Source organism: Nocardia bhagyanarayanae (assembly GCF_006716565.1).
Taxonomy (GTDB): Bacteria; Actinomycetota; Actinomycetes; order Mycobacteriales; family Mycobacteriaceae; genus Nocardia; species Nocardia bhagyanarayanae.
This window is the reverse complement of record NZ_VFPG01000001.1, coordinates 3,173,521-3,199,512: the sequence shown is the minus strand read 5'-3', so window position 1 is coordinate 3,199,512 and position 25,992 is coordinate 3,173,521. Positions and strand designations below refer to the sequence as shown.

The window sequence follows — 25,992 nt, the reverse complement described above, 5'->3', positions numbered from 1 at the left end:
ACGGGCGATCGCGGCACGGCTTTAAGCCGTGCCGCGCACATCGCCGTCAGTCCTCTGATGTGTTGTTGAAAGCCATGTCGATCAAGTCATCGATATCGAGCTCGTCGATCGATTGATCCGTGTCGCTCCGATCGATCTCGCTGTGGCTTTCCTGTCCCTGTGCGAGCTGCATGAGCGCATCCAGTAGACCCGCGTCGCGGAGACGGGCGACGGGGATCGTTTGCAGCGCTCTGCGAATATCGTTCTCCGAGGGGTCCGTCGACCGGCCGGAGTCGCGGTGGTCGGTGAACTCCTCGGCCAGATATTCGGCCAAAGCCTCCGGTGACGGGTAGTCGAACACCAGGGTCGCTGGCAACCGCAGACCTGTCACGGATTTGAGGGCGTTGCGGAATTCGACAGCGGTGATCGAATCGAAGCCCAATTCGCTGAAGGCCCGATCCGCCGCGATCGCCTTCGCATTCCGATGACCCAGCACCGCCGCGACCTGATCGCGAACGATGTCGACGAGCACACCGAGGCGTTCGCCGTCGGGTGTGTTCGCCAAACGGGCGCGAAGGGCCGCGGGTGCGTCCGAGGCTGTCGCGCGGCGCGCGGGCAGCAGGCCGGACAACAGGGTCGCGGTGAATCCCGCACTGCGGAGGCTTCCCAGTTCGAGGCGGGCGAGAATGGGAGCGGCCGTGCCGATCTCGCTAGCGGCATGGAACAGTGCCAAGCCCTGTTCCTCCGACAGCGGCAGCAGGCCCGAACGAGCCATGCGGCGCCGATCGACGTCGCTGAGCTCCGCGCCCATCCCGCCTGCCACGCTCCACAGACCCCACGCCAGCGACTGGCCGGTGCGCCCGGATGCCCTGCGGTGCGCCGCGAGCGCGTCCAGGCAGGCGTTGGCCGCGGCATAGTTGCCCTGACCGGGGCCGCCGAAGGGTCCGGCCACCGAGCTGAACAGCACGAACGCTTTCAACGCCAGATCGGCGGTCAATTCGTGCAGGTGCAGCGCGGCGTCGACCTTCGGCCGCAGAACCACATCCATCCGATCCGCGGTGAGCGACGCGATGGCGCCGTCGTCGAGCACACCGGCCGTGTGGAACACACCGGTGAGCGGACGGCTCGCGGGAATACGCGCCAACACCTCGGCCAGCGCCCCACGGTCGGCGACATCGCAGGCGGCGAACTCGACTTCGGCGCCGAGACGCCGCAACCGCTCCCGCAGCTCCGCGGCGCCGGGAGCGAATTCCCCACGGCGGCTCAGCAACAGCAGGTGACGGACGCCCAGCGCGTCGACCAGGTGCCGGGCGAACAAGCCACCGAGGTAGCCGCTGGCGCCGGTGATCAGCACCGTCTCGTCCGGGCCGAACGTGGCGCTCGGACCCGAAGCGGTCGCCCGAGCGGCGGCCGCCCGGGTGAGTCGCGCTCCGTGTACCTGCCCGCCGCGCACGGCCACCTGCGGTTCCTTCGCGGCGAGGATCCCGCCCAGCAGTCCGTCGATGTCGGAATCGTTGTCCACCAACACGATCCGGTCGGGACTCTCCGCCTGCGCCGAACGAACCAGGCCACCCACGGCGGCACCGGCGAGGTTCGTAATATCTTCCCCTGCAACCGATACCGCGCCGCGGGTCCGGACCACCAACACCGACTCCCCGGACCGCTGATCGGTCAGCCAGGACTGCAGCGCGCGCAGCACTTCGTGAGTTGCGGCGCGAATGGCAGCGGGATCATTACCGGCCGGGCAATCCAGCACCACCGCGGCCGGAACCTCGTCACCGAGATCCGCCCACGACACCGCGCCGATCTCCCTGTCCGGCACCGAGATCGGCGTCCACTCGACCTGGAACAACCCGTTGTCGACGGCGGACGCGCCGACGGTGAGCTGCGCGGGGTCGATCGGCCGGGAAGCCAGCTGCCGCACCGTCGCCACCGGGGCACCGGTCGGATCCGCGAGATCCACCGCCACGGCGTGCTCGCCGACGCGGGTCAGCCGCACACGCACCGCGTCGGCACCGACCGCGTGCACGGTGACACCGGACCACTCGAACGGTAGCCGAGGTCCGCTGTCCTGCGCCGACAGGTGACCGACCAATCGCAGCGCGTGCAGCGCGGCGTCCAGCAGGGCCGGATGCAGCCCGAAGTCCTTGGCCTCCTGGGGATCCGGCAGCGCGACTTCGGCGAACACGTCCTCGCCACGTTGCCATGCCGCCCGCAGACCCTGGAAGCAGGGCCCGTACCCGTACCCGGCGTCGAACAGTTGGTCGTAGACCCCGTCGACGTCCAGCGGCCGCGCACCGGCCGGTGGCCACGCCGCGAGGTCGACCTCGGCCGGAGCCGCCGCCTGGGCGAGCGCGCCTTCGGCGTTCAGTGTCCACGACGACGCCGAATCGACCTCCCCATCGGGGCTGGAGTAGATCCGCACCGCGCGACGGCCCGTCTCGTCCTCGGCACCGACGACAACGCGCACCGCGACCCCGTCGGCTTCCGGCAGCACCAGGGGAGCCCGCAGGACCAAGTCCTCCAGGGTCGAGAAGCCGACCTGCTCCCCGGCATGCAGGGCGAGTTCCACCAAACCGGTCCCGGGGAACAGCACGACGCCCATCACCCGGTGATCGGCCAGCCAAGAATGCGTCGGCACCGACAGGCGACCGGTCAGGATCACCGCGCCGGAATCTGGTTGGGACACCACCGCCGAAATCAGCGGGTGTCCGGTGGTGGCCAGACCCATCGATCGGGCATTGCCGCTACCGGCGGCGCCCTCGAACATCCAATAGCGCCGACGCTGGAAAGCGTAGGTGGGCAAGTCGATTCGCCGGGCGCCGGTACCGGCGAAGAAGCCCGCCCAGTTCACCTCCGCGCCCGTCACGAACAACCCAGCCACCGCGGTCGATACCGTCGTGGCATCCGCGCGGTCGCGCTTGGCCACGGCGACAGTGGTCGCGCCGTCGAGAGTCTGGTCGATCATCGGGGTGAGCACGGCGTCGGGTCCGACCTCGGCGAACCTGGTCACACCCATGGCCGCCATCGCGGTGACCGCGTCGGCGAAGCGCACCGTGTCCCGGACCTGACCGACCCAGTACGACGGATCCGACATCTCGTGCTCGACCTTGGCGCCGGTCACCGTAGAGACCAACGGGATACTCGGCCGGTCGAACGTCAAACCCTTGATCGCCGAAGCGAACTCCTCCAGCATCGGTTCCATCGACGCCGAATGGAAAGCATGTGAAACTCGCAACCTGGTTGTGCGCCAACCACATTCGGCACAGGCCTCGGCAACAGCAAGGACGTCGTCCTCAACACCGGAGAGCACGACCGACGACGGGCCATTGACCGCCGCGATCGACACCCCACCGGCCGACACGTCACCAGCCGCCAGCAGCGCCAGCACATCGGCTTCCGACGCACCAACAGCCACCATCGCCCCACCAGCGGGCAGAGCCTGCATCAACCGACCCCGCGCCGCCACCAACACACACGCATCCGCCAACGACAACACACCAGCCACATGCGCGGCAGCGACCTCACCGATCGAATGCCCGGCCACCACACCCGGCCGCACACCCCACGACTCCAGCAGCCGGAACAACGCCACCTCGAACGCGAACAATCCAGCCTGCGCGAACACCGTCCGATCGACCAAGCCATCGCTGGCCAACGCATCACTCAGCGAAACCGACTGCCCCAGCGACGAATCCAACTCCACGACGATTCCATCGAAGTGCTCGGCGAACACCGGATACGCCGCACGCAACTCGTCGGCCATACCGGCCCACTGCGCACCCTGACCGGAAAACACCACACCAGTCGAACCCGCCACCACACGACCGGACACCACATCAGGAACGGATTCGCCGCGCCCCAGCGCTTGGACGCCATCACGGTTGGCGGCCAGGACGACGGCACGGTGCTCGAAAGCGCTCCGGGTGGACGCCAAGGAGAAGCCGACATCGATCGGATCGTGTTCCGCCACCATCGATGCCAGGCGCCTGGCCTGCTCGGCAAGAGCCTCGCCGGTGCGCGCCGCGAGCACCCACGGCGTCAATCCACCGACCGGCACCGCCTTGACCACGGGCTCCGCCACCGCGGCCGGGGCTTGCTCGATGATGACGTGCGCATTGGTGCCGCTGATACCGAACGAGGACACACCCGCCCGACGCGGCCGATCCACCACCGGCCACTCCACCGGCTCGGTCAGCAACCGCACATGACCTTCGGACCAATCCACCTTCGTCGAGGGCTGATCCACATGCAGCGTCTTGGGCAGCACCCCGTGCCGCATCGCCATCACCATCTTGATCACACCACCCACACCAGCGGCAGCTTGCGCGTGACCGATGTTGGACTTCAACGACCCCAACCACAACGGACGATCCGGATCACGATCCTGGCCATAGGTCGCCAGCAGCGCCTGCGCCTCGATCGGATCACCCAAAGTGGTACCGGTGCCATGGGCCTCCACCGCGTCGACCTCGACCGGCGACACCCCAGCATTGGCCAACGCCTGCCGGATCACCCGACGCTGCGACGGACCGTTCGGCGCGGTCAAACCATTCGACGCACCATCCTGATTCACCGCCGAACCAGCAATCACCGCCAACACCTCATGACCATTGCGGCGAGCATCCGACAACCGCTCCATCACCAACACACCGGCACCCTCGGACCAACCCACACCATCGGCGCTATCGGCGAACGACTTGCACCGACCATCCGGGGACAGACCCCGCTGGCGGCCGAATTCCAGGAACATGTCCGGCGTGGCCATGACCGCCACACCACCGGCCAAGGCCAGGTCGCATTCACCCGAGCGCAGCGACTGCCCGGCCATGTGCAGGGCGACGAGCGAGGACGAGCACGCGGTATCCACGGTGACCGACGGCCCCTCCAGGCCGAACACATACGACACCCGGCCCGACACCAAGCTGCCCGCCGACCCGCTACCGGTCCCGGTGGCCCGGGCGTAGTCGTGGTACATCAGACCGGTGAAGACACCGGTGGAGCTGCCACGCAACACCGCAGGATCCACACCGGCGCGTTCCAGCGCCTCCCACGAGATTTCCAGCAGCAACCGCTGCTGGGGATCCATCATCGTGGCTTCATTCGGGCTGATACCGAAGAAGTCCGCGTCGAATTCCGCTGCGTCGTAAAGGAATCCACCACGACGGGCGTAGGTCTTGCCCGCCTTGCCCGGTTCCGGGTCGTAGATGCCCTCGATGTCCCAGCCACGATCCACCGGCATCTCTCCGTTGGCGTCCACGCCCGAGAGGACCAGGTTCCACAGGTCCTCCGGCGAAGCGACGCCGCCCGGATAGCGGCAGGCCATCGCCACCACGGCGATCGGCTCGTCATCGGCTCGCACCCGGCCGACCGCCCGCTCTTCGCGAGCTTCGGTACCGGTGAGCTGGGTGCCGATGAACTCGGCCACCGCGTGCGGATTGGGGTAGTCGAAGACGAGCGTCGCCGGGAGTCGGAGACCGGTCGCGGTATTGAGCTTGTTGCGGAACTCGACGGCGCTCAACGAGTCGAAACCGAGCTGCTGGAACGCCTGCCGGGGTTCCACGGCGTCGAGGGAGGCGTGGCCGAGAATGCCCGCGGCGACCGAGCGGACGAGGTCGACCAGGGCACTTTCGCGGTCGGCACCCGACAGGCCAGCCAGCTTCTGCAGAAACGCCTGGTCCGCCGGGGTCCGGCTGTGGCGGCGCGCAGGGACCGGTGCGATCGCGCGGAGGAGAGCCGGGATCTGCTCGCCCCGAGTGCGGAGCACCGCCGGATCGACTCGCAGCGCCACCAGTTGAGCGGTGTCGGTGGCGATCGCCGCGTCGAACAGCGCCAGACCCTCTGCCTCGGTCAGCGGCGGGAAGCCCTGCCTGCGCATCCGGTCGAAGTCGTCCTCGGACAGCTCCGTGCCGAGGCCGCTCGCTCGCGCCCACAACCCGTAATCCACCGACGTCGCGGGCAGCCCCAGGTTGTGTCGATGGGCCGCGAGGGCATCCAGGAAAACGTTCGCCGCCGCGTAGTTGGCTTGGCCAGCGGCCAGCACGAGCCCACCCGCCGACGACAAAAGCACGAACAGTGACAACGAGTGATCACGCGTCAGCTCGTGCAGATGCCACGCGGCATCGACCTTCGGGCGGAACACACGGTCGATCCGGTCCGGCGTCATCGCCTCGATCACGCCGTGATCGGCGGTTCCCGCCGCATGGACCACACCCACCAGCGGATGCTCGTCGGAAATGCCGTCCAACAGCGCCGCCAGCGCAGACCGATCGGACGCATCACACGCGGCAATGGTCACCTGCGCGCCGAGTTCGACCAACTCCGCGCGAAGCTCGGCCGCGCCGGGAGCATTCAGTCCACGCCGCGACGTCAAAAGCAGATGGCGCACATCGTGTTCGGTGACCAGATGCCGAGCGATCACCGCACCCAGACCGCCGGTGCCACCGGTCACCAGCACGGTCCCCGGTTCGGACAGCCGAACGCTCGCGCCCGGTGCGTGGCGGGTCAACCGTGGCACGAGCAGGGTCGTGCCACGGAGCGCGGCCTCCGGTTCCTCGGGAGCAGCCACCACCGCTGTCGCGACCGCGATCAGATCACCGTCCTCGTCCAGATCGAGGAGCTGGAACCGACCGGGGTGCTCGGCCTGCGCGGCCCGCAGCAGGCCCCATACCGGCGACTGATCCAGGCGCACCTGCTCGGAATCGCCGACAGCCACCGCTTGTCTGGTCAGCACGACCAAACGTGAAGCGGCGAAACGGGTTTCGTTCAGCCAACCTTGGACGGTGTCAAGCACACCGTCCAAGACGTGCCGTGCCGCCGCTGTCGGCGGACCGTCGTGCAGCGGGCATTCGAGCAGCACGATGTCGGGAACGACGGGCGCCTCGGCCGCATTCAGATCGGTGAGCAACGCCGCGAGATCACGATGACGCCGCACCGCACCGGAACTCTGGTCCTCGGGGTTCGGGCCGGTGCCGAGTACCGCCACGCGGCCCGGCTCGACACGCACCGCCGACGGCGCAACGGTGACCCATTCCACGCCGAAGAGCGAATCCGACAATCGGTCCGCGCCAAGGCGCTCGGCCGTGACGGGCCGAGACACCAGAGCGCCGACCGACAGCACCGGCATGCCTCGGTCATCGGCTATCCGCACGGCGAAGCCGTCCCCTTCGGGGACGAAGCGGACCCGCGCGGCAGCGGTACCTGCGGAGTGCAGGACCACACGGTTCCAGGCGAAAGGCAGCATGGCCGAGCCGTTCCCGCTGCGACGGCCATGCACGATCCCGGCATGCAGGGCCGAGTCGAACAGGGCGGGATGGATTCCGAAACCCTCGGCATCTCGCGGATCGGCCAGCGCGACCTCGGCGAACAATTCGTCGCCACGTTGCCACGCCGCCCGCAAACCCTGGAAGACCGGGCCGTACCCGTACCCGAGTTCGAGCAGTTCGTCATAGGCGCCGTCGATGTCCAACGGCTGCGCGTCGTTCGGAGGCCAGGCCGTCAGGTCGAAATCGGCCGCCACGTCGCCCGGGGCGAGCACGCCCTCGGCGTGCAGCGACCACGGCCCCTCCGCGGCCCGTCGCGAATGGACCGTCAGTCGCCGGCGACCGGCCTCGTCGGCAGCGGCCACCACGACCTGAACCGCGACACTGCCTTCTGCGGGCACCGTCAACGCGGTGTGCAGGACGAGCTCGTCCACCACCGGGCAGCCGAGCAGACCACCGACGTAACCGGCCAGCTCGACAAATCCGGTACCCGGCAGCAGCACCACTCCGTGCACGCTGTGGTCGGCCAGCCATGCGACGGAGTCCACCGACCACCGTCCGGTGAAGCTCACGCCCCCCGACTCCGGGTGCGGCACAGCGGCGCCGAGCAAGGGGTGGTCGACGGTGTCCAGCCCGACGGCGGTGAGTCCGCCGAGTTCGGCGCCGAGCCAGGACTCGGCCAACGCCTGCTTGGCATCGAGCCAGAACCGCTCGTGCTGGAAGGCGTAGGTGGGCAAGTCGACGCGCCGAGCTCCGGTACCGGCGTAGAGAGCGGCCCAGTCCACCTCGGCACCGGCCACGAACAACGTGGACACCGCGTTCAATACGGTCGGGGCATCCGCGTGGTCGCGTCGCGATACAGCGATTGCCGTTGCGTCCCCGAGAGTCTGGGCGACCATCGGGGTGAGCACGGCATCGGGGCCGACCTCGGCGAACCTGACCACACCCAGACCCACCATCGCGGTGACAGCGTCGGCGAACCGGACGGTGTCCCGGACTTGACCCACCCAATACGACGGATCCGACATCTCGTCGTCGACTTGGGCACCGGTCACCGTGGACACCAACGGGATGCTCGGGCGAGCGAACGCCAAACCTTCGATCGCCGAAGCGAACTCCTCCAGCATCGGGTCCATCAACGCCGAATGGAAGGCATGCGAGACCCGCAAACGATGCGTCCGCCAGCCCTGTTCAGCACAAACCTCGGCAGCAGCCACGACGTCGTCCTCTACACCGGACAACACCACCGACGACGGACCATTCACAGCCGCGATCGACACCCCACCCGCCAGTTCACCGTCCAGCAACGCCAGCACGTCGGCTTCCGACGCACCAACCGCAACCATCGCCCCACCAGCAGGCAGCGCCTGCATCAACCGACCACGCGCCGCCACCAACACACACGCATCCGCCAACGACAACACACCAGCCACATGCGCAGCAGCGACCTCACCGATCGAATGCCCGGCCACCACATCCGGCCGCACACCCCAAGATTCGAGCAGCCGGAACAACGCCACCTCGAACGCGAACAAGCCAGCCTGGGCGAACACCGTCTGGTCGACCAGATCCTCCGACGACAGCGCCTCACCCAGCGAAACGGACTGCCCCAGCAGGGGTTCCAGCTCAGCAACGATCGCGTCGAAAGCTTCGGCGAACACCGGATACGCCGCACGCAACTCGTCGGCCATACCGGCCCACTGCGCACCCTGCCCGGAAAACACCACACCCGTCGAACCCGCCACCACACGACCGGACACCACACCAGGTGCCTGCGCTCCCGCCGCCAGCGCCCGCATACCCATGAGCACCCCATCACGCCCCTCGGCCACGACGACCCCGCGATGCTCGAACACACTGCGCGTCGATGCCAGCGAGAAACCGATATCGATCGGATCGTGTTCACGCACAGGCGATATCAAACGATCGGCCTGAGCGGCCAAAGCCTCGCGACCACGTGCCGAAACCACCCACGGCAACACAGCCGGGACCGTCCGCACAACCGGCGCCGGAGCGGACTCAACCACCGGAGCCTGTTCCAAGATGACATGCGCATTGGTGCCACTGATCCCGAACGACGACACACCAGCCCGACGCGGCCGATCCACCACCGGCCACGCCACCGGCTCGGTCAGCAACCGCACATGACCTTCAGACCAATCCACCTTCGTAGACGGCCGATCCACATGCAGCGTCCGCGGCAACACACCATGGCGCATCGCCATCACCATCTTGATCACACCACCCACACCAGCAGCGGCCTGCGCGTGACCGATGTTGGACTTCAACGACCCCAACCACAACGGACGATCCGCATCCCGATCCTGCCCGTACGTGGCAAGAATCGCCTCGGCTTCGATCGGATCACCCAACGTCGTTCCCGTACCGTGCGCTTCCACCGCGTCGACCTCGACCGGCGACACCCCGGCATTGGCCAGGGCTTGCCGGATCACCCGACGCTGCGACGGACCGTTCGGCGCGGTCAAACCATTCGACGCACCATCCTGATTCACCGCCGAACCAGCAATCACCGCCAACACCTGGTGACCATTGCGGCGAGCATCGGACAGTCGCTCCAACACCAACACACCGGCGCCCTCGGACCACCCCACACCATCGGCGCTGTCGGCGAACGACTTACTCCGACCATCCGGTGCGAGGCCGCGCTGACGGCTGAACTCCACGAAAGTCTCCGGTGTCGCCATCACCGCCACACCACCGGCCAACGCCAAATCGCACTCACCCGACCGCAACGACTGCGCGGCCAAATGCATCGCCACCAACGACGACGAGCACGCCGTATCGACGGTGACCGACGGCCCCTCCAGCCCGAACACATACGAAACGCGCCCGGAGGCAATGGAACCCGAGTTCGCGTTGACCGGGTAGTCGTGATACATCATCCCGGTGAAGACCCCGGTCGAACTGCCGCGCAGCTCGGTGGGATCGACACCGGCCCGCTCCAGTGCCTCCCACGAGGTCTCCAGCAGCAGGAACTGCTGCGGATCCATCATGGCGGCCTCGTTGGGGCTGATATTGAAGAACGCCGGATCGAATTCACCGGCGGAATGCAGGAATCCCCCCTTCAGCGTGTAGCTGGTGTGCGGTGTTTCGCCGGTGGGGTCGTAGAGGCGTTCGATATCCCAGCCACGATTCACGGGGAATTCTGACGTCGTGTCGATCCCGGCTGCGACCACGTGCCAAAGATCCTCGGGCGAAGCGACACCGCCCGGGTACCGGCACGCCATGCCGACGATCGCGATGGGGTCGTCGCCAATAGCTTTGGCGGCCGTGACCGCGATGTCCGGCCCTGCGCCGGTGAGCTCGTCGGCGAGGTAACCGGCCAGTGCCCGTGGTGTCGGGTAGTCGAAGACCACCGCGGCCGAAAGCGTCAGTCCCGTGGCGGTTTTCAGGCGGTTGCGCAGCTCGACCGCGCCGAGCGAATCGATGCCAAGGTCCTGGAACGGGCGATCGGGATCGATCGCGGACACACCGTCGTGACCGAGCACGGCCGCGACGTGCGTGCGCACGGTTTCCAGCACCACCTGGCGCTGCCGATCCGCGTCCGCACCGACCAACCGTTGCCGCAGGCTCGACACCACCGCCGCAGTAGCCGCCGGGCGCCGGGCCGCCGGTGCAAGTTCCCGCAACAACGGTGGCAGTAGTCCGGCATCGGCTTGGGCGCGGATCGCGGCGGTGTCCACCACGGCGATCACCGCGAGTGCCGCGTCCCGTTCGAGTACCGAATCCCATCCGGCCAACGCCTGCGCATCCGACATCGCGAGGAATCCGCCTCGGCTCATCCGGGCCACGTCGGTGGCGTCCAGATGGCCGGTCATACCGCTCGAGCGTGCCCACAGGCCCCACGCCAGCGACTGGCCCGCCAGCCCGCGTGCGCGCCGGTGCGCCACCAGCCCGTCGAGGAAGGCGTTCGCGGCCGCGTAGTTGCCCTGCCCTGGCCCACCGACCGTGCCCGATACAGAGGAGAACACCACGAACGCCGCCAGATCCAGATCCGCGGTCGCCTCGTGCAGGTGCCAGGCGGCGTCCACTTTCGGCGCCAGCACCGCCTCTACCCGCTGCGCGGTCAGCGACGCGATGACACCGTCGTCGAGCACACCCGCGGCATGGATCACGCCCGTCAAGGGCCACTCGGCGGGCACCTCGGCCAGCAACCCGGCCACCGCGTCGGCATCGGTGACATCACCGGCCACCACCCGCACCTGTGCCCCCAAACGCGCCAACTCGGCGCGCAGCGACGCCACGCCCGCGGCTCGCGGCCCGCTGCGGCTCACCAGCAGCAGCGACCGCACACCGTGCTCGACCACCACATGCCGAGCCACCACGGCACCCAAACCACCGGTGCCGCCGGTGATCAGCACCGTCCCCGCACCGAAGGCGGCGGCACCGCCCGCCACGGCAGGCGCCGCACTGTCGGCGGTGCCGGTCGCGGGCCGGGTGAGCCGAGCGGTGTGTGCGACCCCGGCGCGCACGACGACCTGTGGTTCGTCGACGGCCAGCACGGTGGCCGCGAGTCGCTCGTCGACGACCGCGTCCGTATCGACCAAGACGATCCGGCCCGGCTCCTCCGTCTGCGCGGAACGCACCAGACCCCACACCGCGGCACCGGCGAGGTCGGTGAGGTCTTCACCGGGCAGCGCGACCGCGCCGCGCGTGGCGATCACCAGGGTGCCCGCGGCGAACCGGTCCTGATCCAGCCACGCCTGCAGCACCTGGAGTATCCGGGCGACCTCGGTATGGGTGGTGGTCACCACGTCGGTGTCGGTGTGCTCGTTCCACCCGGACCCGGCCTCGACCACCACCACCGCGGGCGCCGGTGACTCCGGATCCAGCCGGTCCCACCACCCCACATCTCCAGGTGCTGGAGCCACCGCCGCGGGCTGGGCGGCCATCGGTGACCACACCAGCTCCAGTACCGGCGCGGCCGGGCCGCTCGCACCAGCGGCTATCTGCTCGAGTGGCATCGACCGGCTCGTCACCGATCCCGAGAGCACCGGTTGCCCCTGCTCATCGGCCACCGACACCGACATCGACGATCCGGTGGCGGTCAGCCGCACCCGCAGCACCGACGCTTCGGCCGCGTACAGCGTCACCGATTCCCACGAGAACGGCAACGCCACCTGCCCCGCCGGAACCGTGAACGGTGAATTCGCCTGTCCCCCACTGCTTTCGAGCACACCGGCCAGCGGTCCCGCGTGCAAGGCCGCGTCCAGCAGCGCCGGATGGATTCCGAATCCTGCTGCGCGCACCCCGGTGTCCGCATCGGCGGCGACCTCGGCGAATACCTCCGCGCCGCGTCGCCACAGCGCCCGCACCCCCTGGAACGCCGGACCGTAGTCGTAACCACGCGCCAGCAGGCTCTCGTACGCGGCCGCGACATCGATACCGCTCGCCGCGCCCGGCGGCCACACCACCGGCCCGGGTGCGGTTGTCTCGTCTCGAGTGGTCAGCAGGCCCTGCGCGTGCAGCACCCACTGCTCGTCGTGGTCGTCCGCAGCGCGCGAGTAGATCGATATCGTCCGCTGTGGAGACTCGTGTTCGGGCCCGCCGACGACGACCTGGATCTGCACGCCGCCTTCCGCGGGCAGCACCAGCGGTGTCCGCAACGTCAATTCCTCGATCACCGGGCAGCCCGCTTCGGCACCGGCACGCAGCGCCAACTCCACGAACCCGGTCCCCGGCAACAGCACCGACCCGGCGATCGCGTGGTCGGCCAGCCAGGGCTGTGCCGCCACCGACAACCGGCCGGTCAGCAACACGCCGCCCGACTCGGGTACCGACACCACCGCGCCGAGCAACGGATGCTCCACCACACCCAGACCCACCGAGGCGACATCGGCGGTGGCGAGCGCGGGCGCGACCCAGTAGCGGCGGCGCTGGAAAGCGTAGGTGGGCAATGCGACTCGCGAGACCGAGCGATCGGCGAAGAGCACCGTCCAGTCGACGTCGACGCCGACCGCGTGCGCCTGCGCCAGGCAGTTCACGAACTGGTCGACCTCGGCTCGCCCTCGACGGGCCGCGGCGACCACCGACGACTGCGATTCGATGTCGTCCGGCAGGCACTGACGGACCATCGCCGTCAGCACCGCACCCGGACCGATCTCCAGGAATCGACGCACGCCCGAGGCCACCAGGGTGTCCACGCCCCGATCGAACAGGACGGTCCCCCGCACCTGCTCGACCCAGTAGGCCGGCTCCAGCACTTCATCGCCCGCGATCCCACCGGAGACGTTCGATACCAGCGGGATCTGCGGGCGATGGTAGGTCACCTCCCGCGCCACGGATTCGAACTCGGCCAGCATCGGCGCCATCCGGTGGGAATGGAACGCATGCGACACCCGCAACCGCGAGGTCTTCCTCCCGCGGTCGGCGAACCACCGCTCGAGCGCGGTCACCGCGTCCTCGTCACCGGAAACGACCACGGACACAGGCGAATTCACCGCCGCGACGGACACCCGGTCCGGCTCGTCGCCGAGCGCATCGAGTACCTCGCGCTCGCTCGCCGCGACGGCCAGCATCGCGCCGCCTTCCGGCAGCCGACCCATGAGGCGACCACGCGCCGCGACCAGACGGCACGCGTCCGGTAGCGACCAGACACCGGCGATGTACGCGGCGGCCAGCTCACCGATCGAATGTCCGGCCAGCACATCCGGCGTCACACCGAACGAGTTCAACAGTCGGCACAGCGCGACTTCATACGCGAACAGCGCGGGTTGGGTGAATTCGGTCCGATCGAGAACATTCGCATCGGCATCGGCAGGACCACCCTCGATCAGCCGACCGGTGAACATCAACTGCCGCAGCGAGCCGCCCAGCAGCGCATCGAACTGCGCGCAGATCTCGTCCAACGCGGAAGCGAAGACCGGGAACGCCTCGTAAAGTTCGCGCCCCATGCCGACTCGCTGCGCTCCCTGCCCGGTGCACAAGAAGGCCGCCTTACGCGTCACCGCCTGCCCCGTCGCCAGGCCACCGGCGGAACCCGCCGAGCCGTGCTCCGCAAGCGCTCGCAGTCCGGCGAGCATCGTGTCCCGGTCCTCGCCCACCACCGTGCCGCGCCAGTCCAGCCGAGCGCGGGTCGTCGCCAGGGAATAGCCGATATCGCCGACGGTCAGGTCGGGGCGTTCGGTCACCCAGCGCAGCAGTTCGGCCGCCTGCGCGCGCAGGCCTTCCTCGGTTTTCGCCGATACCGGCCACGCGGAGACCCCAGCGGTCACCGCCGTCGCATCACGATCGTCGGCATCGCCTGCCGGTTCGGCAGGGTCCGCCGCCGGAGCGGGGGCTTCCTCCAGAATCACGTGCGCGTTGGTACCGCTGGCGCCGAAGGAGGACACACCGGCGCGCCGCACCCGCTCGCCCGCCGGCCACGGTTCCGCCGCGGTGAGGAGCCGCACCGATCCCGCCGACCAGTCCACGTGCGGGGTCGGAGCGTCGACATGCAATGTGGCGGGCAGCATCTCGTGCCGCAACGCCTGCACCATCTTGATCACACCGCCGATACCGGCCGCGGCGGAGGTGTGTCCGATATTCGATTTGAGCGAACCGATGCGCAGCGGATCCCCGGCGCGCTCGCGACCGTAGGCGGCGATCAACGCCCGCGCCTCGATCGGGTCGCCGAGGGGCGTGCCGGTGCCGTGCGCTTCGACCGCGTCGACGTCGGCAGGCGTCAGACCGGCATTGGCGAGGGCCTGCGCGATCACCTTCTCCTGTGAAGGACCGTTCGGCGCGGTCAGCCGGTTGCTGGCGCCGTCCTGGTTGACCGCGCTGCCGCGGATGACCGCGAGGACGTGGTGGCCACGCCGACGTGCATCCGACAGTCGCTCCACCACGAGCATGCCGAGACCCTCGGAGATTCCGGTCCCGTCCGCCGCTGCCGCGAAGGCCTTGCACCGCGCGTCCGTGGACAGCGCGCGCTGCCGCGCGAAGGCGAGCAACTGGGTGGGGTCGGACATCACGGTTACCCCACCGACCAGGACGAGCGAGCTCTCGCCCTGGCGCAACGCCTGACACGCGAGGTGCAGGGCGACCAACGACGACGAGCACGCCGTGTCCACCGAGATCGCCGGACCTTTGAGACCGAAGGTGAAGGCGACCCGACCCGACAGGATGCTGGAGGTCACCCCGAGGTAGGCATGGCCTTCCGACTCGGCGGTCAAGCCCGGAGAACCGACACGGTGGCCGTAGTCCTGGTGGATCACCCCGGCGAACACACCGGTGTCGCTGCCGCGCAGCGACGTCGGATCGATACCGGCGTCCTCCAGCGCCTCCCACGCCGCTTCCAAGAACAGGCGCTGCTGCGGATCCATCGCCTCCGCCGCGCGCGGGCCGATGCCGAAGAATCCGGCATCGAAATCCGCGACCGAATCCAGGAATCCACCTCGGCGGGTGTAGACGGTCCCCGGCGTATCGGGGTCGGCGTCGAACAGGCGCTCGAGGTCCCAGCCGCGGTCGGTCGGGAAAGGACCGATGGCGTCCGTGCCGGAAGCGACCAGCTCCCACAGTTGCGCCGGAGTCTCGACACCGCCCGGATACCGGCAGCTCATGCCGACGATCGCGATCGGTTCGCTGGCGCGCTCTTCCAGCTGCTGGATCCGCTTGTTGGCGGCGCGCAGGTCTCCGGTGACTTTCCGCAGGTACCGACTGAGCCGTTCCTCGTTGCTGGTGCCGGGGTTGCTCATGCTGGGCCAAACTCCTCGTCGATCAGATCCAAGAGCTCACTGTCGGTATGGGTTTCGAGATCGTCGTACGCGCCGTCCGACCACGTGCCCGCCAGGTAGGTACGGAGACGCTCGTTGACAGCCCGCAATCCGGCGACGGTCTCGTCGTCGCTGCCGCCGGCGATGATTCGCTCGAGCAGGGCCTCGAGCCGCGCGATGTCGTCGGCCGCCGACGTCGGGGGCGTCGGCGGCGCGGCCACGGTCTGCGCCAGCAGGTAGTCGGCGACGTCTCCCGCGGTGGGGTAGTCGAAGACCAAGGTCGAGGGCAGCGACAGCCCCGTCACCTGCGCGAGCCGGTTACGGAGCTCGATTCCGCCCAGCGAGTCGAAGCCGAGTTCGCTGAAGCCGCGTTCCGGTTCGACGTCGTCGGCCGAACGGAGACCCCGTACCGCGGCGACGTTTTCGCGCACCAGGTCCAGGACGACGCCGCGTCGTTTCGCCTCGGCCACACCGTGCAGACGCTGTTCGAGCGTGGGCTCGGTACTCGATGTCGTGGCGGACGCGCCGTGCACGAACGCACGCAGCACTGCCGGTACCGGGCCGGTCTGCGCTTGCCGGCGCAGTGTGCCGGTATCCAGGTGCACCAGCGCGGACACCGGTTCGGCGGCGGTCAGCGCTTCATCGAACAACCGCAGGCCGTCGGTGCGGTCCAGCGGGGCCAGGCCGAGTCGCTCCAGCCGACCCATGGCGGTGCGATCCAGCGCGCCGGTCATGCCGATGTCCTGCTGCCACGGCCCCCACGCGAGCGCCAGCGCCGGTAGCCCTTCGGCGCGACGCTTCCGCGCGAGGGCGTCCAGGAAGCTGTTCGCCGCAGCGTAATTCGCTTGCCCCGCCGAACCGATCATTCCGGCGATCGACGAGAACATCACGAACGCGGACACCCGCATGTCCCGGGTGAGCTCGTGCAGGTACCACGCCGCATCGGCTTTGGGAGCGAACACCCGATCGATCTGGTCGCCGGTGAGCGTGCGGAACGTCGCGTCGTCGAGCACGCCCGCGGTGTGGACGACACCGGTGAGCGGGTGCTCCGCGGGAATACCCGACAGCAGATCCCGAAGCGCGGCGCGGTCGGTGACATCGCAGGCGGCGACCCGCACCTCGGCGCCGGAACGGGACAGCTCCGCCGCGAGTTCCGCCGCGCCGGGCGCACGCTCGCCACGGCGGGATACCAGCAGCAGTCGCCGCACACCGTGCGCGGTGACCAAGTGCCGGGCCAGCAGCGCGCCCAATCCCCCGGTGCCGCCGGTGATCAGAACCGTCCCGGACCCGAACGACATGCGCTCGGCCGCCGCGGTCGTCACCGCCTCGAGCCGCGGTGTCAGGAGGTGATCGCCCCGCACTGCGATTTGCGGCTCTCCGGTCGCGATCGCCGCTCGGATCTTCTCGGCCGAAAGGGCGTGCGCGCGATCGGCTTCCGCCGCGTCGAGCAGCGCGATCCGCTCCGGATATTCGGTCTGAGCGGTACCGAGCAGCCCCCATACCGCGGCCGACGCGGGATCCGGCGCTTCGTCGGGCAAGGCCGCGGCACGTCCGGTCACCACGACCAGCCGAGACCGTGCGAATCGCTCGTCGGCCAGCCACCCGCGCACCAGGTGCAGGGCGGCGTTCACCCGGTCACGCGCGGACGGCCGCGCGTCGTCCCCCCGCGCGTCGTCTCGCAGCGCGGCGGCTTCGGACCAGACGACAACGTCCGGGACGGTCGGAACAGCGGCGAGCGTCGCCAGATCCGGATACCGTTCGTCGATTCCGGCCACTTGCGCGTCGCCGAGCACGGCCGCGCTCCCGGCCGGGGCGAGACCGTCGGACTTCTCGACCGCCGCCCAGCGCAACCCGTACCGCGCCGCACGTCCACCCGCCGGATCGCCGTGGAACGAATGTTCCGAGGTCGCGTTCCCGGTCTCCGGAAGGCCGGGTTCGAGCCAGTACCGCTGATGCTCGAAGGCGTAGGTGGGCAGGGCGATTCGTGACACGCGGCGGGTGGCGAACAGCGGGCTCCAGTCCACGGCCAGCCCGGCGGTGTGCGCGTGGCAGAGCATGGTCAGGAACTGCTCGACCTCGTCGTGATCCCGTCGGGCCGCGGCGGCGACCACCGCGCGAGCCTCGACATCCGCGGGCAGCGTGTGGCGGGTCATCGCCGCGAGCACCGCATCGGGTCCGACTTCGAGGAACCGGCGCACACCCGAGGTCACCAGCGTCTCGATACCGGGCGCGAAACGCACCGCGGCACGCACCTGCGACACCCAATACCCGGGATCCAGGATCTCGTCCCCCGCTATCCGGCCGGAGACGTTGGACACCAACGGTATTCGCGGAGCGTTGAAGGTGACTCCCGCAGCCAGCGCCGCGAACTCGGTCAGCATCGGCTCCATCCGATGGGAATGGAAAGCGTGCGACACCCGCAACCGGCTCGTCTTGCGCCCCTGCTCGGCGAACCGCCGATCGATCTCGTCGACGGCGTCCTCATCACCCGAAATCACCACGGCCACAGGCGCGTTCACCGCTGCCACCGACACCCGGCCACCGAATCCGGCGATCGCCGCCTCGACCTCGTCCTCGGACGCGGCGACCGCGAGCATCGCGCCGCCCTCCGGCAGCGCCTCCATCAGGCGCCCACGCGCCGCGACCAACGCGCAGGCGTCTTCCAGCGACCACACCCCGGCCACATACGCCGCGGCCAGTTCACCGATCGAGTGCCCGATCACCACATCCGGGACGACGCCGAACGACTCCAGCAGCCGGTACAGCGCCACTTCGAACGCGAACAGCGCTGGCTGGGTGAGTCGGGTCCGATCCAGAATCCCGATCTCCGCGGCGACGCCCTGATCGTCGATCAGGTGTCCGGTGAACATCAGCTCCTTCAGCGATCCGTCGAGCAGCGGATCGAACTGCGCGCACACCTCGTCCAGCGCGGCGGCGAACACGGGGAAGGCGTCGGCCAGACCCGCGCCCATCCCGACCCGCTGCGCGCCCTGACCGGTGAACAGGAAGGCGGTCTTTCCGGAACCCACCGTGCCGGAAAGAACACCGGCGGAAGGCGTTCCGGCGGACAGCTTCGCCAGCCGCGCCAGCAGTTCGTCGCGATCACCTCCCAGAACCGCCGCCCGTGCCTCGTGCTGGGCACGGGTCGCCACGAGCGAGTACGCCACATCCGCCGGATCGGCGTCGGGGTGATCGATCAGCCATTTGCGCAGCTTCGCCGCCTGCGCCCGGAGGGCCGTCTCGCTCTTCGCCGATACCAGCCAGGGCACCGCGGTGCGTGGGCTGTCGTCGGCCGGTGCCGCGGCGACCGGCTGGGTGACGGGCGCTTCCTCGATGATCGCGTGCGCGTTGGTGCCGCTGACACCGAACGACGACACACCCGCCCGACGAACCCGCCCACCAGCTGGCCACGGCTGGGCCTCGGTCAACAGCTGAACATCGCCCGCCGACCAATCCACGTGCGGGCTCGCCTCTTCCGCGTGCAACGTCTTGGGCAACGTCTCGTGCCGCAACGCCTGCACCATCTTGATCACACCACCGACACCCGCCGCGGCCACGGTATGACCGATATTCGACTTGATCGATCCGATGCGCAGCGGCCGTCCGGCACGGTCCTGCCCGTACGCCGCGATCAGCGCTTGGGCTTCGATCGGATCACCCAGGGGCGTGCCCGTGCCGTGCGCCTCCACCGCGTCGATGTCCGACGGCTCGAGCCCGGCATTCGCCAACGCCGCCGCGATCACGCGCTCCTGGGACGGACCGTTCGGCGCGGTCAAGCCGTTGCTCGCGCCGTCCTGGTTGACCGCCGTTCCGCGGACGACGGCGAGGACGTTGTGCCCCAGCCGCCGAGCGTCGGAGAGCCGCTCGAGCACCAGGACACCGACGCCCTCGGAGAAAGCGACGCCATCGGCGGCCGCGGAGAACGCCTTGCACCGCCCGTCGGGCGAAAGTCCGCGCTGCCGCGCGAAATCGACGTAGAGATAGGGACTGGCCGCGACCGTCACACCGCTCGCCAGCGCCAGCGAACTCTCCCCCTGCCGCAGCGCCTGGCACGCCAGGTGCAGCGCGACCAGCGAGGACGAGCATGCCGTGTCCACGGTGACCGCCGGGCCTTCGAGGCCGAGGACGTAGGCGACCCGTCCCGACATCACGCTGCTCGTGGTACCGGTGAGCCGGTAGCCTTCCAGGTCACCGACCACCCGATCGACGTAGCCGGAGTATCCCGCTCCGACGTACACCCCGGTGTCGCTGCCGCGCAACGAGGTCGGGTCGATGCCCGCGTCCTCCAGCGCTTCCCAGGACACCTCCAGCAACCGACGTTGCTGCGGGTCCATCGCCGAGGCCTCCCGCGGACCGATCCCGAAGAAGCCCGGGTCGAAATCGCCCGCGTCGTAGAGGAATCCGCCGCGCCGGGTGTAGACGGTGCCGGGCTTGTCGGGATTCGAATCGAACAGCCGCTCCAGATCCCAGCCACGATCCGAGGGGAAATCGCCGGTCGCGTCGATTCCGGAGGCGACGAGATCCCAGAGCTGCTCGGGTGATTCGACGCCGCCGGGGAACTGACAGGCCATGCCGACGATCGCGATCGGCTCGTCCGCGCGGACCCGGCGGACGACCTTCTTGACGGGTGCGCCCACCGTCGGCTCGACGCGGGACTGGACCAGCCGCGCCACCGCCGCCGGGGTCGGGTGATCGAACACCAGCGTCGACGGCAACGACAGACCGGTGGCCTTGCCGAGCCTGTTCCGGAACTCCACGCCGCCGAGCGAATCGAAACCGATCTCGTCGAAGCGCTGGTCGGGCCGGATGTCGGCGGCCGACCGATGGCCGAGCACCGCCGCCGCCTGGGTCAGCACGACCTCCAGCACCACCTCACCGCGCCGCGCTTCCGGCACACCCGCCAACCGGGCTGCCAGCGAGCCCGCCGCGGCGACGGCCGCCTGCCGGGCCGGGCTCGGACGCCGCACGAACCCGCGCAGCACCGCGGGAACCGCGTCGACCTCGGACGCGCGACGCAGAACGCTCGCGTCGAACCGGACCGGAGCGAGACGCGCCTCCTGGTGCGCGAGCGCCTCGTCGAAAAGGCTTGCGCCGTCGGCGTTTTCGAGCGGACTCAGACCCAAGCCGCCCAAGCGCGCGAGGGCGGCGCGGTCCAGACCGCCGGTCATTCCGCCCGCCTGGTTCCACGGCCCCCACGCCAACGACGTCGCGGGGAACCCCTCCGCCCGCCGCTGTTGCGCCAACGCGTCCAGGAAGCCGTTCGCCGCGGCGTAGTTGCCCTGCCCCGAACCACCCAGCACCGTCGCGATCGAGGAGAACACCACGAACGCGGACAGCTTCCGGCCGCGAGTCAGCTCGTCCAGATGCCAGGCCCCGTCCACCTTCGGCGCCAGCACGCGGTCCACCTGGTCGGCGGTCAGCGACTGGATGGTGCCGTCGTCCAGAACGCCCGCGGTGTGCACGACAGCGGTCGGTCCGGCGCCGTCATCGATCGTCTCCAGGAGGTTCCGCACGGCGTCGCGGTCGGCGACATCGCACGCGACGACGCGGGTCTCGGCTCCGGCCCGCGTCAGTTCGGCGACCAGCTCGGCGGCGCCGGGCGCATCGAGTCCTCGGCGCGAGGTCAAGACCAGACTGCGCACGCCGTGCTCGGCGACGAGATGGCGGGCGAACAACGCACCCAGGCCACCCGTACCGCCCGTGACGAGCACGGTTCCGTTCCCGAACGACGACCGCACCTCCGAGTTGTCGGCAGCGGACGCGCGCACCATCCGGGGAACCAGTGTCTCCGCACCGCGGACCGCGGTCTGCGGTTCCCCCGACCCCACGACCGCCGCGATACGGTCCGCGTCGAGCGGCCGGGCCGGATCCTCGTCGACGAGGACGAAACGTTCCGGATGTTCCGACTGCGCGCTGCGCACCAATCCCCACACCGCGGCCGCGGCGAGGTCCGGGGTTTCCCCGGGCAGTCCCACGGCACCTGTCGTCACCACGATCAGCCGGACATCGGCCAGGCGTTCCTCGGCGAGCACGGACCGCACCGTCGCCAACGCGCCGTGCACACCTGCCCGCACCGATTCCGGACCACCGGCCACAGCACCGGGCACCCGCCAGATCAGCACATCCGGAACATGCTCGGCGGCAACGACTTCGGTGACCGACGCGTATGCCCTGTCCACCCCTGCCACCGTCGTGTCACCGAGTGCCGCCAGCGATGGCAGGTCACTCCCCACGACCGACTCCGCGGTGGGCTCCCAGCGCACCTGGTACAGGCCCGCCTCGTCACCGACGAGACTGCGCCGGAATTCCTTGACGTCGTACGGACGCATCCCCACCGCGTCCACGGACACGATCGGATTGCCGTCCGGATCGACAGCCGCGACCGACACGGTCTCGGGTCCGGTCGCGACCGCGATGACCCGCAGCGACGTCACCTCGGCGGGCCACTGCCCGCCCTCGGTCGCCGACTCGTGGAAACGGGCGCCGCCCCACCGGAACAACAACCTGCCGGTATCGGGATCGGGATCCGCTCCGGGCCAGAGCAATTCGGCGAATCCCGCGTGCATCACCAGGTCCAGCAGCGCGGGGTGCAGATCGTGGCGTCCCGACTCCGGCGCGGCTTCGGTGTCCAGCACGATCTCGGAGAACACCGCGTCGTCGCGTTGCCACACGGCACGCACACCGAGGAACGCCGGACCGTACTCGAGCCCGGTGCGCTGCGCGATCCGCTCCGGGAGTCCCGCGCTGTCCACCACCTCGGCGGCAACCGGCGGCCACTGCTCCTCGCGCAGCCGCGACACCAACGCCGATTCGCCGGCACGTTCGGCGACGAACGTACCCGTGGCGTTGTGGATCCATTCGGTGTCCGAGGACTTGCGGAAATAGAACTCGAACGGACGGCGTCCGGACGCGTCCGCCGCCTGCACCAGCACCTGCAACTCGACCTCGTCGTCCGCGGTCGGCAGGATCGGCGCTTGCAACGTGAGCTCCTCCACCGCACCGCAACCGATCCGACGACCGGCGACGAGCAGGAACTCGATGAACGTCGCGCTCGGCACGACCACGACGCCGTAGGTCATGTGATCGGCGATCCACGGATGCGTCCGCAGGGAGAATCGGCCGGTCAACAACCATTCGTCGGTACCCGCCAATCCGACGACGCCGGTCAGGATCGGATGGTCCGTCGACGACGGCGACGCGTCGACGGCGCCCGAGAGCCAGTAGCGGCGGTGTTGGAAGGCGTAGGTGGGCAACGGAACCCGACGCACGTCACGCCCCGCGAACCACGGGCGCCAGTCCACCCGCGCGCCCGCGACATGAATCCGCGCCAGGGCAGTCGCGAACTGCTCCACCTCGTCGACCGACCGCCGCGACATCGACGCCACCGTCGACACCGACTCGAGCTCCGGGTTTTCGGCCAGAACGCCACGCGTCATCGCCGCGAGCACCGCGTCCGGCCCCACCTCGACGAACCGTCGCGCTCCTGCCGCGACGAGGGTGTCCACCCCCGGCGCGAACCGCACACAGCCCCTGACCTGCCGCACCCAGTACTCGGGGTCGGTCACCGTGTTCCCGGCCAGCTCACCGGACACGTTCGAGACGATCGGCAACCTCGGCGACGCGTACGCGATGCCTTCGGCGACCGCGCGGAACTCCGCCAGCATCGGCTCCATCCGCGCCGAATGGAACGCGTGGCTCACCCGCAATCGATTCGTCTTCACGCCTTCGGCGGAGAGCTGCCACTCGATCTCCTCGATCGCGTCGAGATCCCCCGCAAGCACCGTCGCGGACGGGCCGTTCACCGCCGCGACCGAGATCCGAGCACCGAACTGGGCGACGATCTCGAGCGCCCGCCGCTCACCGATCGCCACCGCGAGCATCCCGCCGCCCACCGGCAGCGCGCCCATCAGCCGGCCCCGAGCCGCGACCAGGGCGCACGCGTCCGCGAGCGACCACACCCCCGCCACATACGCGGCGACCAGCTCGCCGATCGAATGGCCGATCAGCAGATCCGGTGTCGGGCCGAAGGATTCGAGCAGCCGGAACAACGCGACCTCGAACGCGAACAACGCGGGCTGGGTGAACTCCGTGCGATCCAACAACCCCTCGGTGTCGGAGAACATGAGTTCTTTCAACGACAGCGCCGAGCTCGTCGTGGAGTCGCCGGGCGACGGGTGGCCCTGCCCGAGCATCGGATCGAACTGCGCGCACACCTCGTCCAACGCCGCCGCGAACACCGGAAACGCCTCGTACAGACCCGCGCCCATCCCGAACCGCTGCGCACCCTGCCCGGTGAACAGGAACGCCGTCTTGTCGGCGCCCGCGGTCGCCTCGATCGTCCCCGGCGCGCCCGCCGCGAGATCGGCCAGACCGGCCAGCAGCGCGTCCCGGTCGCGTCCCACGACCGCGCCGCGGTGACCCAACTGCGCCCGTGACGTCGCCGCGGAATACGCCACATCCCACACGTCGACGTCGGGATCGTCGAGCAACCGCTGCCTCAGTCGCTGCGCCTGGGCACGCAGGGCTTCGTCCGATTTGGCCGAGACCAACAACGGAACTACCTGGGTCGCAACGGGTTTGGCGGACGGTTCCGGCTCGGCGCCGTCCGCGGGGGCCGGTTGGGCCGGTGCTTCCTCGAGTACGAGGTGGGCGTTGGTTCCGCTGGCTCCGAACGACGACACCCCCGCTCGCCGGACGCGCTCCCCCGCCGGCCACGGCTCGCTGTCCTGGAGCAGCCGCACCGTCCCCGCGGACCAATCCACATGCGGGGTCGGCGCATCCACGTGCAGCGTCTTGGGCAGCACGCCGTGCCGCATGGCCTGCACCATCTTGATCACGCCGCCGACCCCGGCCGCGGCCGAGGTGTGGCCGATATTCGACTTCAACGACCCCACACGCAACGGCGCGCTCTCACGCCGCGCGCCGTACGCGCTGATCAGGGCCCGCGCCTCGATCGGATCCCCGAGCATCGTCCCGGTGCCGTGCGCCTCCACCGCGTCGACATCCGACGGGTCCAGACCGGCGTTCGCCAAGGCGGCCGCGATCACTCGTTCCTGCGACGGGCCGTTCGGCGCGGTCAAGCCATTGCTCGCACCATCCTGATTGACGGCACTGCCGCGGATCACCGCCAGCACGGTGTGACCGAGCCGCTGCGCGTCCGACAACCGCTCCAGCACCAACACTCCGAGGCCCTCGGAGAAACCGGTTCCGTCAGCGGCCGCCGCGAAGGCCTTGCAGCGCCCATCGGGCGACAACGCACGCTGACGCGCGAACGAGATCAGCAGGGCCGGATCCGACATCACGGTCACCCCACCGGCCAACGCCAGCGACGTATCGCCCTGCCGCAGCGCCTGGCACGCCAGATGCAACGCCACCAGCGACGACGAGCAGGCGGTGTCGACCGACAAGGCCGGGCCTTTGAGGCCGAACGTGTACGCGATCCGACCGGACAGCACCGCGTTCGAAACGCCGAGGTAGGCATGGCCTTCGGTCTCTGCGGTGAGGTTCGGCGAGCCGATGCGTGGACCGTAGTTCTGATGGACCACCCCGGCGAAGACCCCGGTGTCGCTACCGCGCAAGGACACCGGGTCGATCCCCGCGTCCTCCAAGGCTTCCCAGGACGCCTCCAGCATCAGGCGCTGCTGCGGATCCATCGCCGCGGCCTCGCGCGGACCGATTCCGAAGAAGGCCGCGTCGAACTCGCCGATGGCGTCGAGGAACCCGCCGTCGCGGGTGTAAACCGCGCCCGGCGCATCGGGATCCGGGTCGAACAGCCGTTCCAGGTCCCACCCACGATCGGTCGGATAGTTCCCGATGGCGTCCACACCGTCCGCCGTGACGCGCCACAGATCCTCGGCGGACCGCACACCGCCGGGATACCGGCAAGCCATACCGACGATCGCGATCGGTTCCCGCGCCCGGGCGGTGAGCGCGCGCAGCTGCTGTTTGGTCTCGTAGAGCTCCTTCGCGGTCTTCTTCAGATACCGGCGCAGCTCGTCGTTGTCGGCCATCGGCGGAACTCCAGATCGTGTGTACTC

General features: G+C 69.4%; 2 protein-coding genes. Both read right to left on the bottom strand.

Annotated features, from left to right (window positions below; genetic code table 11):
• Positions 1-46: 46 nt before the first annotated feature.
• Positions 47-15,937 carry a type I polyketide synthase gene (locus FB390_RS13520; protein WP_141809269.1) on the bottom strand — a complete coding sequence of 5,297 codons (15,891 nt, stop codon included), beginning with the start codon at positions 15,935-15,937 and terminating at the stop codon, positions 47-49.
• The gene (locus FB390_RS13515) at positions 15,934-25,965 is read right to left on the bottom strand and encodes a type I polyketide synthase (protein WP_141809268.1); all 10,032 of its coding nucleotides are present in this window, start codon (positions 25,963-25,965) and stop codon (positions 15,934-15,936) included. The genes FB390_RS13520 and FB390_RS13515 overlap by 4 nt, the downstream gene beginning before the upstream one ends.
• Between the last annotated feature and the right edge of the window lie 27 nt (positions 25,966-25,992).

What these genes read in the sequence shown, in the direction of transcription:
- FB390_RS13520 (WP_141809269.1), bottom strand. Translation starts at nt 15,937, where the DNA reads ATGAGCAACCCCGGCACCAGCAACGAGGAACGGCTCAGTCGGTACCTG.
- FB390_RS13515 (WP_141809268.1), bottom strand. Translation starts at nt 25,965, where the DNA reads ATGGCCGACAACGACGAGCTGCGCCGGTATCTGAAGAAGACCGCGAAG.